We start from the raw sequence: 14,762 nt of genomic DNA, 5'->3' as shown, positions 1-14,762 counted from the left end.
GGTGACGCGGGCGATCAGCCCTCGTGGGCGCCGAACATCGACTTGGCGTAGTTGATGCCGATGCCGTAGGAGCCGCCGACCTTCTTCGCGATGCCGGTGGTCAGGTCGTAGGTCTCGCCGCGCGCCCAGTCGCGCTGCAGCTCCAGCAGGTACTGCAGCGCCGTCATCGGCTGCGCGCCGGCTTGCACCATGCGTTCGACCGCGCGCTCATGCGCTTCGACCGAGACGTCGCCGCAGGCGTCGGTGATCACGTAGACCTCGAAGCCCTGGTCGAGCGCCGACAGCGCCGGACCCACGATGCACACGCTGGTCCACAGGCCCGCCAGCACGATGCGCGGCTTGCCGATGCGGTTGATCTCCTCGATCACCGCGGCGTCTTCCCAGGTGTTCATCGAGGTGCGGTCCAGCAGCTTCTGGCCAGGGAAGGGCGCGGTGATCTCCTCGAACATCGGGCCGGAGAAACTCTTCTCGGCGACCGTGGTCAGGATGGTCGACACGCCAAAACCGGCGGCCGCCTGCGCCACCAGCGACGCGTGGGTGCGCAGCTCGTTGGCGGAGATCGAATGCGTGGCGAAGGCCATCTGCGACTGGAAGTCGATCAGGACCAGCGTGTGGTCCTTGGGGTTCAGCAGCTTGGCGCCGGGGGTGGCCTTGGCGATCGGGGTCATGGACATCTCCTTCAGGGAATGAAAGGCCGATCGCGCCCGGCGGCGGCGGCGCCACCGGGCAGGCTGCGATCGGCCGGGAACGATCAGGACTTGGCGAATGCCAGCAGGTCGGCGTTGAGCTGGTCCTTGGCGGTGACCGCCAGGCCGTGGGCGCCGCCCTTGTAGACCTTGAGCGTGGCCTGGGGCGCCAGCTTCACCGACAGCTCGGCGGAGTGGGCGAAGGGCACGATCTGGTCGTCGTCGCCGTGGATGATCAACGTGGGCACGGTGATCTTCTTGAGGTCCTCGGTGAAGTCGGTTTCCGAGAACTGCTTGATGCAGTCGTACTGCGACTTCAGCGACCCCTGCATGCCCTGCAGCCAGAAGCTGTCGCGGGTGCCCTGCGACACGACCGCGCCCGGACGATTCGCGCCGAAGAAGGGCGTGGTCAGGTCCTTGTAGAACTGCGAGCGGTCCTTCTGCACGCCGGCGCGGATGCCGTCGAAGACGTCCTTGGGCAGGCCCTTCGGATAGGCGGCGGACTTCATCATCGTCGGCGGCACGGCGCCGACGAGCACGACCTTGGCCACGCGCTTCGTGCCGTGACGGCCGACGTAGCGGGTGACCTCGCCGCCACCGGTCGAGTGGCCGATCAGGATGACGTTCTTGACGTCCAGCTTGTCGAGCACCGCGGCCAGGTCGTCGGCGTAGGTGTCCATGTCGTTGCCGTTCCAGCTCTGGCTGGAGCGGCCGTGGCCGCGGCGGTCATGCGCGATCACGCGGAAGCCGTTCTGGCCGAGGAACAGCATCTGGTCTTCCCACGCGTCGCTGCTGAGCGGCCAGCCGTGGGAGAAGACGACCGGTTGGCCGCTGCCCCAGTCCTTGTAGAAGATCTCGGTACCGTCCTTGGTGGTGACGTAGCTCATGGGGGCTCCTGGCAGGGTGTGTGTGGATGAGGGAACGGAAGAGGCCGCGGCCGCCGCGTCGTCGGCCAGCGCGAGCGGCAGCGCCGCGGCGAGCGCGAGTTGACCGCCCAGCGCGAGCACGTCGCGACGGGTAAGGTCCATGGGAAAGGTGGGAGTCGTCATCGAGGGTCTCCGGGGAATGTCCCATCGTAGGAACGGCGCCCCGGCGGAACCAGCCGCCGATGGCGCACCCCATGCTCTCCCGTAGGAGGCAGACCGGTGTGACGCCCCGTTGCAGGCGGCGTCCGGAAGGATTACAGGCGCAACAGGCCGCGCTTGAGCGCGAGCACGACGGCATGCGTGCGGTCCCGCGCGTCGAGCTTGGCCAGGATGGTCTTGACCCGCGCCTTGATGGTGTCCTCGGACAGCGAGAGCAGACCGCCGATCTCGCGGTTGCTCCGGCCCTGCGCGATGTGCTCGAGCACGTCGAGCTCACGGCCGGAGAGCTGCTCCTGGCCGGCGTGCGCGGCGATCTCCTGCGCGACTTCGTTCGGGATCCAGCGGTGGCCGCGATGCACGGCGCGGATCGCGTCCAGCAGCTCGGTGCGCAGCTGGGTCTTCAGCAGGTAGCCGCTGGCGCCCAGCTTCAGCGCCTGCCAGGCCTGGCCGTCGGACTTGAAGGTCGTCAGCACGATCACCCGCGCGGCCGGGCTCAGCGCGCGCAGCCGCGCCAGCGCCTCCAGCCCGTCCATGCCCGGCATCTGGATGTCCATCAGCGTGACGTCGGGGCGCAGCCGCTCGAAGGCCTGCAGGCCCTGCCAGCCGTTGTCGGCCTCGCCCACCGGCGTCATGTCCGGCTGCTCGCCCAGCACCGCGGCGATGCCCTCCCGCATCAGCGGGTGGTCGTCGACCGTCAGGACGCGGATGGGATCGGACGCGGGCACCATGGCGGCGATCATAGGGGCGACCCCTTCCGGACGTCCCTGTTCCAGGGGGCCGATACCCTTTCGGGTAAACGTTGTCGACTCGACCGGGGCTATCGCGGTGCAGCATCGCTTCCGATGATCGGGCGTCTCTCAGGGGAGCGCTTTCACAGCTCCCCCAGCGCCCGTCCTCCACGGTCCTCCATCGCCCTCCAACGTCCCGGGAGCTGTCCATGTCCCTGATCGAGCGCCTCCATGCCGTTCCGGACGCCGTCCTCGACGCGATCGTCCTCCACCGCAATCCCTTGCTGCGCGCCGGCATCGCCGCCGCGCTGTCGCCGTTCTTCCGCGCCCACGATGCCGGGGACGACGCCGGCCTGATCGCCGAGTCCGGCGTGCTGCCGACACTCTCCGCCGGACCCTCGGGCCGTGTCGAGCCGATCCGGCTGGTCGTCACCGACCACGACGGCGCGCTGCAGGCGCTGGCCGGCGTGCCGCGCCGCGCGGCCGTCGGCGGCCACGGTGCTCCGTCCACCGGCGCTCTTCCCGGGCCCCATTGGCTGGTCGTCAGCCCCGTGGTCCATGGCGGCCGGGTCCGCCAGGCGATGGCCGCGGGCGTGCTCGGCTACGTGCACGCCGCCTGCGCGCTGGAGGAGCTGCGCGACGCCGCGCGCGCCGTCGCCGCCGGCCGGCGCTACCTGTGCCGCACGGCGGCCGGCGCGGTCGCCGAGGGCTGGCTCGGCGACGACCTCACCCCGCGCGAGCGCGATGTGCTGCGCATGCTGTGCCTGGGGCTGGACAACAAGTCGATCGGCCTGCGGCTGGGCGTCGCGGCCGGCACGGTCAAGACGCATGTGAAGACGCTGCTGCAGAAGCTCGGCGCACGCAGCCGCACGCAGGCCGCCACCGAAGCGCTGCGGCGCGGGCTGCTCGAGGACGAGCCGCTGATCGACGACCCGTTCCCGCATCCCGTGCGCGTCGCCGCGCGCGGACCGGCGCAGGGGCTCTATGCACTCCGCCCGCTGCCCGCCGCATGAGCGGGATCGCGCGTGCCGACGGCGCGCTTGACGGCGCGCTGGCCGGCTGGCGACAGTTGCGCGCCGGTCGTCGGCGGACCATTCTCTGAAACAAGGAGTCGGGGTGTGCGCAGGCTGTGGGCCGGATTGATCCTCTCGGCGACCTGCCTGCTCGGCGCCGATCGCGCGCCGGCGCAGGCCGTCGGGGCGGGCCTGCCGGACTTCTCCCACCGCTCGTGGACCGTCCGCGACGGCGCGCCGCCGGACGTCTGGACGCTGGGCGGCGGGCGCGAGGGCGTGCTCTGGCTCGGCACCGGCATGGGCCTGTACCGCTTCGACGGCCTGCGCTTCGAGCGCTACCGTCCCGGCGATCCCTCCCTGCCGGCGCTCAACATCAATGCCCTGCTCGTCGACGACGACAGGACCCTGTGGGTCGGCCTGTTCGACGGCGGCGTCGTGCAGCTGCGCGAGGGTCAGGTCGTGCGTCACGGCGTGGCCCAGGGGCTGCCGGGCGGACGCGTGCTGCGGCTGGTGCGGGCTTCGGGCTCGTTGTGGGCGGCGGCCGGCAAGGGCCTCGCCCGTTTCGACGGCCAGCGCTGGTCCCGTGTCGGCGAACAGCAGGGCTATCCGGAGCCCGGCGCCGAATACCTGTTCCGCGACCGGCAGGGCACCTTGTGGGTCAGCTCCGGCGAGCGTCTCTATCGCCTGGCCGCGGGTGCCGACCGTTTCGAATACACCGGCGTGCTGACGGGTCGCACCGCCGTCATGACGCAGGACGGGCAGGACCGGCTCTGGCTGGCGGACGGCCGTGGCGGCGTGCGGCCGCTGGGGCTGCCGGGCTCGTGGCGCTCCTGGGCCGCGTTGCCGGAGACGGCCCCGCCGCCCGGGCCGGTGCGCGCCGACGATCTCGCCGCGGCGCCGTTTTCTCCCAGCGTCGTGTCCTCGCGCGACGGCCAGCCGGTCACGCGGGTCAAGCAGATGCTGTTCGCCAGCGACGGCGGGCTGTGGGTGACGGTGAACGGGCGCGGCGTGTTCCGCACCGACGCCGCGGACACGGCGCGTCTGCTGGCGGGCGAGCAGCTCGACTGGGCGCGCGGCCAGTGGTTCACCGTCACGGACGGGCTGGGGTCGTCGATCACCGTCCCGCTGCTGGAAAGCGACGATGGCGAGATCTGGGTCGGCACCAACGTCGGCGTGAGCAGCCTGCGGCAGCACCGCGTCCAGCGCGTCACGCGGCTGGAGGACGCGGCCTCCACCGGCTTCAGCGTGCAGCCGGCCGGCACCGGCGTGCTGCTGTCGAGCTCTTCCGCGAGCTGGCGGGTGGACCCGCCCGGCGGCGCGGTGCGCGAGAACGGCGTCGATCCCCGGCCGCTGTCGCGGCGCCCGGCCACGCAGGCGGTGCGGGCGACCGACGGCTCGCTCTGGCTGTGGGACAACGAAGCGCTCTGGCGCTCGCCGCCCGGCGGACGCTGGGAGCGCTGGAACCTGCCGCTGCCGGCCGGCGCGCAGGCCGCGGCGGAAGGCATGGCCGCCGATCCGACGGGCGGCTTGTGGCTGTCGCTGCGAGAGACCGGCGTGTTCCACGCCACGCGCGCGGGTCTCGAGCGCGTCAAGGACGCGGAACTGAACGGCGCCCCGCCGGGCGCACTGGCCGTCGATGCGGACGGCGCGGTCTGGTTCGGCCACGACGGCGTGCTCACCGGCATCGACGACCGCGGCCAGCGCCTGCGCTTCGGCCCGGAGCAGGGGCTGCGCACCGGTCGCATCCTCACGGTGATCAACACCCGCCACGGGTTGATCGTCGCCGGCGAGAACGGCGTCGCCCTGGGCCGGGAGGGGCGCTTCGCCACGATCACCCTCGACCGCGATCCCGCCTTCGGACGCGTGTCCGGCGTCGTCGAGTCCTTCGACGGGGACCTCTGGCTCAACGGCGCACGGGGCCTCGTGCGGCTGGCGGCGGCGGAGGTGCCCTCCCTGTTCGACGAGTCGGCCCATCCGCTGAGCTACCAGTTGCTCGATGCCGCCGACGGCTTGCCGGGCATTGCGCGGCAGGCGTCGGCGACGCCCACCGCCGTGCGCGACGCCCGTGGGCGGCTGTGGTTCGTGACCAACCTGGGGGTGGTCTGGCTCGACCCGGCGCGGACCCCGCGCAGCGCGCGCGAAGTCGGCGTGGACGTGCAGGCGCTGATGGCCGGCGGGCAGAACTATCCCGCCGCGCAGGGTCAGGAGTTGCCCAAGGGGACGAACGCGCTGACGCTGCGCTACGCCGCCCGCGTGCTGAGCAAGGCGGAGCAGGTCCGCTACCGCTTCCGGCTGCGCGGGGTCGATGCCGACTGGCGCGATGCCGGCACGCAACGTGAGGCGACCTACGCCAACCTCGGCCCCGGCGACTACCGCTTCGAAGTGCTCGCGTCGAATCCCGACGGCCTCTGGAGCCGCCAGCCGACGGTACTGGCCTTCCGCATCGCGCCGATGCTCCATCAGCAGCCGGTGTTCCGCTGGGCCGTGGTGTTGACGCTGATCGTCGTCGTCTGGGGGGGATACCGGTTGCGCGTCCGGTCGTTGCAGGCCCGTCTGCGCCTGCGGCTGGCCGATCGCCACCGCGAGCGGGAGCGCATCGCGCGTGATCTGCACGACACGCTGCTGCAGGGCTTCCAGGGCCTGCTGCTGGGCCTGGATGCGAGCGTGCGGCGCGTCGCCGACGCGGCGCTGCGCCACAAGATGGAACGCGACCTGACGCGCGCGGAGGCGCTGCTCGCCGAAGGGCGCGATCGCGTCGGACAGCTCCGCCAGCGCATCGACGACGAGGATGCCGCCGATCGGCGGAGTCGGCGAGGACATGACCGCGACGATGGAGACGGCGATGGGCATGACGAGGCCGATCGTGGCGGGGGCGACGGTGATGGCGGACGAGATGGCGGAAGGGATGGCCGGGACGGCAGTGCCTGGGCCGACCGCCTGTCGCGCGCCGGGCAGGACCTGATCCGTCCGCCGACCCAGTTCCGGATGCAGGTGAGCGGGACGCCGCGCGCGCTGCCGGCGCCGGTGGAGGACGAACTGCTGCTGATCGCGCGCGAGGGCCTGACGAATGCCGACCGCCACGCGCGGGCGACCGAGGTGACGCTGGCGCTCGACTACCGGGCCGACGCGGTCACGCTGACGGTGCGCGACAACGGCATCGGGCTGGCGCCGGACTGGGCGTCACGCCAGGCGCGCGGCCTGCGTTACGGCATGTGCGGGATGCGCGAGCGGGCGCGGCTCATGGACGCGGGCTTCGCGGTGCGCAGCGCGCCGGGCGCGGGCACCGAGCTCGTGCTGCGCGTGGCTGACACGCGACACGGCGGTTGGCTGGAACGCTGGCGGCAGGCGCGGACGCCCGTCTCCCCGTGAAGTCCCGGAGGGTCAGGGCAAACCCCGCTCCCTAGAATCCGCGCCGTCGAAGTCCGACGCTCCACGAGGGAAGAGTGATGAAGAAGTTCGCCGCGCTGTCCGCGCTTTGCCTGTCCTTGACCGCCGCGCTGCCGGCCTTCGCCGATCCGGCACCGGTGCCCGACACCGCACAGGCGCAAGCGCTGCGCGACGCCGTCCGCGCCGACCGCAAGGGCGTCGTCCTGAAGGCGCTGGCCCTGGACGAGGCACAGACCAAGAAGTTCGTGCCGGTGTACGAGGCCTACGAGCGCGAGCTCGCCGCGCTGAACCGCCAGTTCACCCGCATGTCGGTGGAGTACGTGCAGATCGGCGAGAAGCCGACCAACGCGCAGTCGAAGTACTTCTCGCGCGGTTACCTCGGCTACGTCGATGCCGAGCAGAAGCTCTACAAGAAGTACCACCCGCGCGTGGTCAAGGCGATCGGCGAGGTCGGTGCCGCACGTTTCCTGTCCGTGGAGCGCCGTATCCGCGCCCTGCAGGACTACGACCTCTGGATCTAAGCCTTTCGGCTTTCAGATCCAACCGAGGTCGATCGCTCTGAGGACCGCCTGGGTGCGGTCCCGGACGCCCATCTTCGCGAACACCGCGGAGCAGTGGTTCTTGATGACGCCCTCGCTGTTGCCCAGCAGCGCGGCGATCTCGGTGTTGCTGCGGCCGCTGGCCACCAGACGCAGCACCTGAAGTTCCTTGGGGCTGAGCGTCTCGGGCTCGGGCGTCGCCGCGAAGGCGCGCTCGACCGGCGCGCGTTCCATGCGCTCGGTCAGCAATGGCCGTAGCGCGGTCGATCCGCCGACCACGTCGCGCAATGCCTGCACCAGCGTGTCCGGGCTGATCGCCTTCAGCAGGAAACCGCGCGCCCCGGCCCGCACCGCCTCGTCGAAGGCAGCCGTGTCGTCGAAGGTCGTCAGCAGCACCACCGGGATCTTCAGCGCCCGCGCCGCCAGCGCACGGATCAGCCCGATCCCGTCCAGCCGCGGCATGCGCATGTCCGACAGGATCACATCCGGCTGCTCGCGCGCCAGCAGCTCCAGCGCCTCCGCGCCGTCCGACGCCTCGCCGATCAGGCGGATGTCGTCGTGCAACGCCAGCAGGCCCTTCAGCCCCTCGCGCACCAGTTGCTGGTCTTCCACCAGCAGCAGCTTGATCGTGTTCTCGCTCATGTCGTCTCCTTCCCTGGATGCGCCGGCCCGCTTCAGGCGCGCCGCGGGCAGTTCAATTCGATCAGGAATCCGGGGTGATGCCGCAGCACCTGCATCGTCCCGCCCAGTTCGGCCATGCGCTCCTGCATGCCCTTGAGGCCGTTGCCCTCGCGCAGCTTGCGCGTGCCCCGGCCATTGTCGTCAACCCGCACGCGCACCTGCGATCCCGCGGACAGCAGCGCCGCCGGGGCGGCGTGACCGGCCGCGGATGCCGTCTCCCCGGCCTGGTGCGGTGGCGCCGGCATTACGGCCTCCACCGCCTCCAGCGTCACCCGCACGTGCGTCGCGCCGGCATGGCGCACGGCGTTGGTCACCGCCTCCTGCACGCAGCGCAGCAGCGCATGCGCGCAGCGCGGCGTCAGGTCCTGCGCGACCGGGTCCAGCGCCAGCTCGATCTGCGTGCTGGCGATGCCGTCCGCCAGCGTGCGCAGCGCCGCCTCGAGGTTGATGCGCTGGCTTTCGCGCTCGCGTGACACGGCAGCGCGGACCTCCGCCAGCAGTCCCGCCGCGCCGAGCTTGGCCTTTTCGACCGCCTGCGCCGCGCCCGGTTCGTCGTGGCGCTTCAGCAGCGCCTCGCTGAGCTGCAGGTGCAGGTTGAGCGCGGTCAGGTGGTGGCCCATCACGTCGTGCAGCTCGCGCGCCATGTGCAGGCGCTCGGCGTAGCGCAGCTGCTCGATCTGCAGGCGCTCGCCGGATTCCTTCTCGGCCAGCATGGCCTGGAACCAGCGCCGGCGTTCGCCCTCGGCGGCGGCCAGCCGGCCCAGCCCGAAGGCCATGCCGTGCAGCGCCACCATCGACATCGACAGCCCCACGCTGTTCAGCCACCAGGGCATGTCGGGCTGGATCTGCTCCAGCCGCTGGGCCTCGCTGGGCAGCAGCCAGTACAGCGCCACGTTGATGACGACCTGCGCCAGCGCGAAGTTGAAGGCGCGCCGCACGTTGAGCAGCAGCGCCGCCAGCACGGTGACCAGGAAGGGGAGTCCGGGTGTCACCAGCAGCGCCAGGAAGTTGAGCAGCACCACCCGCGACAAGGCGTTGCGCGGTGGCAGGTCCAGATGCTGCTGGCGTGCCAGGCGCCAGAAGTGCCAGGCGAACACCATGACCAGCGCGAGGCAGGTCAGGACGAAGGGCGCGTCGTGCGTGGTGCCGCCGGTGCGGCGGTAGAGGCTGGCCAGGACGCCGTCGTAGGGTTCCGTCTGATTGCCCATCAGGCCCCAGATGGCCGAGCCCAGCTCCAGCAGGCAGATCGCCAGGGCGGCAATGCGCAGCACGAAGGCGGGCTGGGCGATGCGGGCGAGCAGACGATCCAGGGGGCGATCCAAGGGGCGATCCAGACAGGGGCGACAGGATGCCAGCGTGCCACAGGCGACGACCGGCAGGGAAGGTGCGCATTGTCATGGGACACCCGCGGGGCGGTTCCGCCCATGCGACGAGTGCCCCGAATCGCTGGATGAGTTGCGGGCGGCGCGCCCGCTCGAACGCTCAGGCGATCGCTTCCGCGATCACCCCGCCGCCCAGGCAGACGTCGCCGTCGTAGAGCACGGCGCTCTGGCCCGGCGTGACCGCCCATTGCGCCTGCGGGAAGTCCAGCCGGATGCTGCCCTCGCCCGGTGTCAGCGCGCAGGCGGCATCAGCCTGGCGGTAGCGCGTCTTGGCGCCGAAGCCGCCGAAGGCCGGCGCCTCGTCGGTCCAGCTCAGGTCCTGCGCGACCAGGCCGCGGCTCTGCAGCAGCGGGTGGTCATGGCCCTGGACGACGACCAGCGTGTTGGTCTCCAGATCCTTGCGGGCGACGAACCACGGCGCGTGCTCGCCGCCGCCGCGCGGCGCGCCCTTCTCCTTGATGCCGCCGATGCCCAGGCCCTGGCGCTGGCCCAGCGTGTAGAACGACAGGCCGACGTGCTCGCCCACCTTGCGGCCGCGGTCGTCCTTGATCGGACCGGGTTTCTGGGACAGGTAGCGGTTGAGGAACTCGCGGAACGGACGCTCGCCGATGAAGCAGATGCCGGTCGAGTCCTTCTTCTTCGCGTTGGGCAGGCCGATCTCCTCGGCGATGCGGCGGACCTCGGTCTTGGGCAGGTCGCCGACCGGGAACATCGTCTTGCGCAGCTGGGCCTGGTTGAGCCGGTGCAGGAAGTAGCTCTGGTCCTTCAGCGGATCCAGCCCCTTGAGCAGCTGCACGCGGCCGTCGACCTCGCGGACCCGGGCGTAATGGCCGGTGGCAATCTTCTCCGCGCCCAGGCGCATCGCGTGGTCGAGGAAGGCCTTGAACTTGATCTCGGCGTTGCACAGCACGTCCGGGTTGGGCGTGCGGCCGGCCTGGTACTCGCGCAGGAACTCGGCGAAGACGCGGTCCTTGTACTCGGCGGCGAAGTTGACGTGCTCGATCTCGATGCCGATGACGTCCGCCACGGCGGCCGCGTCGACGAAGTCGATGTTGGAGGAGCAGTACTCGCTGTCGTCGTCGTCTTCCCAGTTCTTCATGAAGATGCCGACGACCTCGTGCCCGGCCTGCTTCAGCAGCCAGGCCGTCACGGCGGAATCAACGCCGCCGGACAGGCCGACGACGACGCGTTGCTTCTTGGGAGTCATGGGGCGGCATTGTCCCAAAGGTCGGCATCACCCAGTCCGGGCGGGGTCGGAGCGAGGGCGGCGCGCCCATCCGTGACGCAGTGCGCGCGCGAGAGGCGACCCCCGATTCAGGTGTCAGGGATGGCTGACAGGGGTTTGCGCCAAGCCTGACAGGGGCTCGCGGCAACGTCGACTCCACCGCCCCGGTCCCTGGGAAGAAACTGGATGAAACAGGGAGCACGAGATCATGAACATCGTCATCGTCGACGGATCCATCACGGCACGGGCGCAGTGGCAGGCGCTGCTGGCACGGGAGCGCCAGATCCACGTGGTGGGCGAGGCCGCGTGCGAGCAGTCCGCCATCGAGGTCATCACGCAGACGCAGCCGGACGTGGTCCTGATGGACCTGGCGCTGCAGCCGGGCAGCGGGCTGCGGGTGCTGCGGGCGATCCGGCAACTGGGTGTCGGCGCCCGGGTGATCGTGCTGACCCACAGCTACTACGAGGACATGCGGCGTGCCTGCGCGGAGCACGGCATCTCCGGTTTCTTTGAGAAGGGCATCCAGTGCGACGAGGCGCTCGCGACCTTGCGCGGCTGGCTCGCGCCGCTGCAGGCGGACGAGCACGAACGCCAGGCCGCGGTGGACGGACTGGACGTCCAGTCGCGCATCCACGTCGCCTTCGACGAACTGGCGGACCTGGCCTGCGACATCAGCGGCGGCGCGATGGCGGCCGTCGGCCTGGTCGACGGCGAGCAACTGCGGCTGATCGGCACGTCCGGCCTGCAACTGCGGCAGATCCCGCGGGCCCGCGGCCTGTGCACGCACGTGATGCATCACGGGCACCTGCAGGAAGTGCCCGACACCTGGCACGACCAGCGCTTCCTGGATCATCCGCTGGTGCAGGGCGCGCCCTACGTGCGCTTCTACGCGTCGGTGCCGTTGTCGCTGTCGACCGGCGAGGTCGTCGGCAGCCTGTGCGTGATGGACCGGTTGCCGCGCCGGCTGCGCGAACGGCAGCGCGAGTCGCTGATGACGCTGGCGCGCTGCGCGGTCAACGAGCTGGAGTCCTGCCGTCGCGAGCCCCGCCATGCCGCGCAGGCGATCAGCGCCGCCATGACCCTCTGAGGACCGGCACCTCGCAGCACGACGGGCCCTGCGGGGCCCGCCGTCGTTGCGGGCCGCCCGTGCGCCGGTTCAGTGCGGCCAGGCCCGGGGCGCGTAGAGCGACGGATGGCCGCTCACCGCCTCGATCGGCAGGCGCCGGCCGGCGGCGTGATCCTCGATGCACTGCAGGATCAGCGGACTGCGATGGCGGTCCTGGCTGGCGCGGATCTCGTCCAGCGTCAGCCACAGCGTGCGCTGGATGGGCTCGTCGAACGGCCGGCCCGGGATCTGGTCGCCGACCCGGCCGGTGAAGGCCAGGCGGACGTAGGTGACGTCGTCGTTGCGGTCGGGACGCAGGAAGCGCGACATGTAGACGCCGAGGAAGGCGTCCGGCGTGAACGGCCGGGCGGTTTCCTCGAGGACTTCGCGGATGACGGCGTCGATCGCGGACTCCGCCTGCTCCAGGTGGCCGGCGGGGTTGTTCAGCAGCAGTCCGTCGCGGGTGAGTTCCTCGACCAGCAGGTAGCGGCCGTCCTGTTCGATCACGGCGGCGACGGTGACGCTGGGCTTGAATCGTTCGGTCATTGGTCCTTCCTGAGCGGGCGGCTCGAGCCGCGGCGCCAATGCCGGGAGCGGCCACCTCGATGGGTGCGGGCCGCATTGTGAACGCCGAAAATGAAAAACCCCGGCGGGCCGGGGTCTTGTCATCGGGACAGGGGATCAGCGGCGACCGCGGTCGTGGTCGTCCCGGTCGCGATCGGGGCCGCGCCCGTGGTCATGGTCCGGACCGCGGCCATGGTCCCGGTCCGGGCCCCGGCCGTGATCGTGGCCGTGGCCGTGGTCGTCGCGCCAGTCGCGGCGGCCGTCCGGACGCCAGCGGTACTCGGTGTGCTCGCGGCGGTATTGCGGCGCGTAGACGTCGCGGTACCAGGTCTCGCGGACGAAGTACACCGGGCGGCCGCAGGCGTTGTAGCGTCCGCAGTAACGGGCCCAGTTCTTCTGGTGGCCCGGGGGCACCATCAGGTAGACCGCGGGTTCCGGCGCGGGGACGCGCTGGACCAGCACCGGCCGTTCGTAAACGACCTGCGGCCGGACGTTGCCGATGTCGATCTGGCCGTAGAAGCCCGGCTCGCCGATGCTCACGGACACGCCCACGTCGGCCGCCCGGGAAGCCATCGGCACCAGGGCCGCGATCGCCAACGCACTGCTGAAAACCATCTTCTTGATCATGGGGTGACTCCTTTCGGGGGTCATTGAACGCCTCCATTTAACGCCGCTTTCACCCCTTCGGACGACAGCTGTTCACCACTCGAAACAGCTTTGCCCCGAGGTTGCGCCCAGGTTGCGGAGGGGCTTCTCCCTGGTGAAAACCCCTGTCGCGGGCGAGGCTCGCCCAGGGCGGTGACCCGGTTAAGCTCGCCCGGACCCCTGAATGACGGAGGACCTCCAGATGCTGATCGGTGTGCCGCTGGAAACCGCGGCGGGAGAGACGCGCGTCGCCGCGACGCCGGAAACCGTCAAGAAGCTCGTCGCGCAGGGCCATGTGCTGCGCGTGGAGCAAGGCGCGGGCCTGAACGCCAGCGCCACCGACGAGGCCTACGCCGCCGCCGGGGCGGAGATCGTCGACCGGGCTGCCGCCTTCGGTGCCGACCTGATGCTCAAGGTCCGCTCGCCGGATCCCGGCGAACTGGCGATGTTCAAGCCGGGCGCGGTCCTCGTCGGGATGCTCAATCCGTTCGACCGCGACGGGCTGGAGCGTCTGGCCGGGGCCCGCCTCACCGCCTTCGCGCTGGAAGCCGCGCCGCGCACCTCCCGTGCGCAGAGCATGGACGTGCTGTCCAGCCAGGCCAACATCGCCGGCTACAAGGCGGTGATGCTGGGCGCCTTCCACTACCAGCGCCTGTTCCCGATGCTGATGACCGCCGCGGGCACGATCAAGGCCGCGCGGGTTGTCGTGCTCGGCGTGGGCGTTGCGGGCCTGCAGGCGATCGCGACGGCCAAGCGGCTGGGCGCGGTGATCGAGGCCTCGGACGTGCGGCCCGCCGTCAAGGAGCAGGTCGAGTCGCTGGGTGCGAAGTTCATCGACGTGCCCTACGAGACCGACGAGGAGCGCGAGGCCGCCGTCGGCGTCGGCGGCTATGCCCGCCCGATGCCGCCGAGCTGGCTGCAGCGCCAGCAGGTCGAGGTCGCCAAGCGCGTCGCGCAGGCGGACGTCGTCATCACCACCGCGCTGATCCCCGGCCGCCCGGCGCCGGTGCTGGTCACCGAGGAGATGGTCCGCGCGATGAAGCCCGGCTCCGTGATCGTCGACATCGCGGCGCCCGCCGGCGGCAACTGCCCGCTGACCGAGCCCGGCCAGACGGTCCGCAAGCACGGCGTCACGCTCGTCGGCGAGACCAACCTGCCGGCGCTGGTCGCGGCGGATTCGTCCTCGCTCTACGCGCGCAACCTGCTGGACTTCCTGAAGCTGGTGCTGACGAAGGAAGGCGGCTTCGCGCTGCCCGCCGACGACGACATCGTGACCGCCTGCCTCGTCGCGCACGAGGGCCAGGTGTTGCGCAAGGCCTGACCCCCGGATCCTCGAATCCCCGTTTCCCTGTTCCCCTGGAAGGAGCTCTCCGCATGGACGCCGTCTCCCCCACCCTGATCAACCTGACGATCTTCGTGCTGGCCATCTACGTCGGCTACCACGTCGTCTGGACCGTCACGCCCGCGCTGCACACGCCGCTGATGGCCGTGACCAACGCGATCTCCGCCATCGTCATCGTCGGCGCGATGCTCGCGGCCGCGCTCACCGAGACCACGCTCGGCAAGGGCCTGGGCACCTTCGCCGTCGCGCTCGCGGCGGTGAACGTCTTCGGCGGCTTCCTCGTCACGCGGCGGATGCTGGAGATGTTCAAGAAGAAAGAACGCAAGGCGCCCGCCGAGGGCAAGGGCGGCGAGACCCACAACGCGGCGAAGGGCTGATCC

General features: G+C 71.0%; 14 protein-coding genes. 6 read left to right on the top strand and 8 right to left on the bottom strand.

Going from position 1 to position 14,762, the window contains the following annotated elements:
• Positions 1 to 14: 14 nt before the first annotated feature.
• The 3 genes from AC07OZ_RS08365 to AC07OZ_RS08355 all read right to left on the bottom strand — a co-directional run bounded on the left by AC07OZ_RS08365 (position 15) and on the right by AC07OZ_RS08355 (position 2,499).
• Positions 15 to 668 (bottom strand): hydrolase, encoded by a 654-nt coding sequence (locus tag AC07OZ_RS08365; protein WP_495466701.1) that lies wholly within the window; start codon positions 666 to 668, stop codon positions 15 to 17.
• Positions 669 to 751: 83 nt separating this feature from the next.
• Positions 752 to 1,735: an alpha/beta fold hydrolase gene (locus tag AC07OZ_RS08360; RefSeq protein WP_495466700.1), complete on the bottom strand. Its 984-nt coding sequence runs from the start codon at positions 1,733 to 1,735 to the stop codon at positions 752 to 754.
• A gap of 131 nt (positions 1,736 to 1,866) precedes the next feature.
• Positions 1,867 to 2,499 carry a response regulator gene (locus AC07OZ_RS08355; protein WP_495466699.1) on the bottom strand — a complete coding sequence of 211 codons (633 nt, stop codon included), beginning with the start codon at positions 2,497 to 2,499 and terminating at the stop codon, positions 1,867 to 1,869.
• Between the two features lie 209 nt (positions 2,500 to 2,708).
• Here AC07OZ_RS08355 and AC07OZ_RS08350 point away from each other — a divergent pair, with 209 nt between their 5' ends.
• The 3 genes from AC07OZ_RS08350 (at position 2,709) to AC07OZ_RS08340 (ending at position 7,420) form a co-directional block, all read left to right on the top strand.
• Positions 2,709 to 3,512: a LuxR C-terminal-related transcriptional regulator gene (locus AC07OZ_RS08350; protein ID WP_495466698.1), complete on the top strand. Its 804-nt coding sequence runs from the start codon at positions 2,709 to 2,711 to the stop codon at positions 3,510 to 3,512.
• Positions 3,513 to 3,617: 105 nt separating this feature from the next.
• Complete coding sequence (locus AC07OZ_RS08345) at positions 3,618 to 6,881, top strand: sensor histidine kinase (protein ID WP_495466697.1); 3,264 nt, start codon at positions 3,618 to 3,620, stop codon at positions 6,879 to 6,881.
• A gap of 77 nt (positions 6,882 to 6,958) precedes the next feature.
• On the top strand, positions 6,959 to 7,420 hold the full coding sequence (locus AC07OZ_RS08340) for a hypothetical protein (protein WP_495466696.1): 462 nt from the start codon (positions 6,959 to 6,961) through the stop codon (positions 7,418 to 7,420).
• Positions 7,421 to 7,432: 12 nt separating this feature from the next.
• On the opposite strand, the gene AC07OZ_RS08335 is transcribed toward AC07OZ_RS08340, so the two are convergent.
• The 3 genes from AC07OZ_RS08335 to mnmA form a co-directional block, all read right to left on the bottom strand.
• Positions 7,433 to 8,080 carry a response regulator gene (locus tag AC07OZ_RS08335; RefSeq protein ID WP_067280760.1) on the bottom strand — a complete coding sequence of 216 codons (648 nt, stop codon included), beginning with the start codon at positions 8,078 to 8,080 and terminating at the stop codon, positions 7,433 to 7,435.
• Between the two features lie 32 nt (positions 8,081 to 8,112).
• Positions 8,113 to 9,441, bottom strand: a complete 1,329-nt coding sequence (locus tag AC07OZ_RS08330) for a sensor histidine kinase (protein ID WP_495466695.1) — start codon at positions 9,439 to 9,441, stop codon at positions 8,113 to 8,115.
• Between the two features lie 160 nt (positions 9,442 to 9,601).
• A complete protein-coding gene (gene mnmA / locus AC07OZ_RS08325) occupies positions 9,602 to 10,708 on the bottom strand; it encodes a tRNA 2-thiouridine(34) synthase MnmA (RefSeq protein ID WP_495466694.1) in 1,107 nt (368 codons plus the stop codon).
• Between the two features lie 226 nt (positions 10,709 to 10,934).
• Between mnmA and AC07OZ_RS08320 the strand changes: the two genes are divergently transcribed.
• Positions 10,935 to 11,813 carry a response regulator gene (locus AC07OZ_RS08320; RefSeq protein ID WP_495466693.1) on the top strand — a complete coding sequence of 293 codons (879 nt, stop codon included), beginning with the start codon at positions 10,935 to 10,937 and terminating at the stop codon, positions 11,811 to 11,813.
• A 69-nt stretch (positions 11,814 to 11,882) separates the two neighbouring features.
• On the opposite strand, the gene AC07OZ_RS08315 is transcribed toward AC07OZ_RS08320, so the two are convergent.
• A complete protein-coding gene (locus AC07OZ_RS08315; protein ID WP_495466692.1) occupies positions 11,883 to 12,377 on the bottom strand; it encodes an NUDIX hydrolase in 495 nt (164 codons plus the stop codon).
• Positions 12,378 to 12,512: 135 nt separating this feature from the next.
• Entirely contained in the window at positions 12,513 to 13,022 is a 510-nt protein-coding gene (locus AC07OZ_RS08310; RefSeq protein ID WP_495466691.1) for a hypothetical protein, read from the bottom strand.
• 220 nt (positions 13,023 to 13,242) lie between these two features.
• On the opposite strand from AC07OZ_RS08310, the gene AC07OZ_RS08305 reads away from it, so the two are divergent.
• Positions 13,243 to 14,361 carry a Re/Si-specific NAD(P)(+) transhydrogenase subunit alpha gene (locus AC07OZ_RS08305; protein ID WP_495467352.1) on the top strand — a complete coding sequence of 373 codons (1,119 nt, stop codon included), beginning with the start codon at positions 13,243 to 13,245 and terminating at the stop codon, positions 14,359 to 14,361.
• 53 nt (positions 14,362 to 14,414) lie between these two features.
• Positions 14,415 to 14,759 (top strand): NAD(P) transhydrogenase subunit alpha part 2, encoded by a 345-nt coding sequence (locus AC07OZ_RS08300; protein WP_495466690.1) that lies wholly within the window; start codon positions 14,415 to 14,417, stop codon positions 14,757 to 14,759.
• Positions 14,760 to 14,762 lie beyond the last annotated feature (3 nt).

It is taken from the genome of Roseateles sp. GW821-FHT09G03, assembly GCF_059416045.1.
Note: the sequence above shows the minus strand (reverse complement) of the source record. Positions and strands in the feature narration are given on the sequence as shown.

Coding starts and splice junctions, on each gene's coding strand:
- AC07OZ_RS08365 (WP_495466701.1), bottom strand. CDS start 668: ATGACCCCGATCGCCAAGGCCACCCCCGGCGCCAAGCTGCTGAACCCC.
- AC07OZ_RS08360 (WP_495466700.1), bottom strand. CDS start 1,735: ATGACGACTCCCACCTTTCCCATGGACCTTACCCGTCGCGACGTGCTC.
- AC07OZ_RS08355 (WP_495466699.1), bottom strand. CDS start 2,499: ATGGTGCCCGCGTCCGATCCCATCCGCGTCCTGACGGTCGACGACCAC.
- AC07OZ_RS08350 (WP_495466698.1), top strand. CDS start 2,709: ATGTCCCTGATCGAGCGCCTCCATGCCGTTCCGGACGCCGTCCTCGAC.
- AC07OZ_RS08340 (WP_495466696.1), top strand. CDS start 6,959: ATGAAGAAGTTCGCCGCGCTGTCCGCGCTTTGCCTGTCCTTGACCGCC.
- AC07OZ_RS08335 (WP_067280760.1), bottom strand. CDS start 8,080: ATGAGCGAGAACACGATCAAGCTGCTGCTGGTGGAAGACCAGCAACTG.
- mnmA (WP_495466694.1), bottom strand. CDS start 10,708: ATGACTCCCAAGAAGCAACGCGTCGTCGTCGGCCTGTCCGGCGGCGTT.
- AC07OZ_RS08320 (WP_495466693.1), top strand. CDS start 10,935: ATGAACATCGTCATCGTCGACGGATCCATCACGGCACGGGCGCAGTGG.
- AC07OZ_RS08315 (WP_495466692.1), bottom strand. CDS start 12,377: ATGACCGAACGATTCAAGCCCAGCGTCACCGTCGCCGCCGTGATCGAA.
- AC07OZ_RS08310 (WP_495466691.1), bottom strand. CDS start 13,022: ATGATCAAGAAGATGGTTTTCAGCAGTGCGTTGGCGATCGCGGCCCTG.
- AC07OZ_RS08305 (WP_495467352.1), top strand. CDS start 13,243: ATGCTGATCGGTGTGCCGCTGGAAACCGCGGCGGGAGAGACGCGCGTC.
- AC07OZ_RS08300 (WP_495466690.1), top strand. CDS start 14,415: ATGGACGCCGTCTCCCCCACCCTGATCAACCTGACGATCTTCGTGCTG.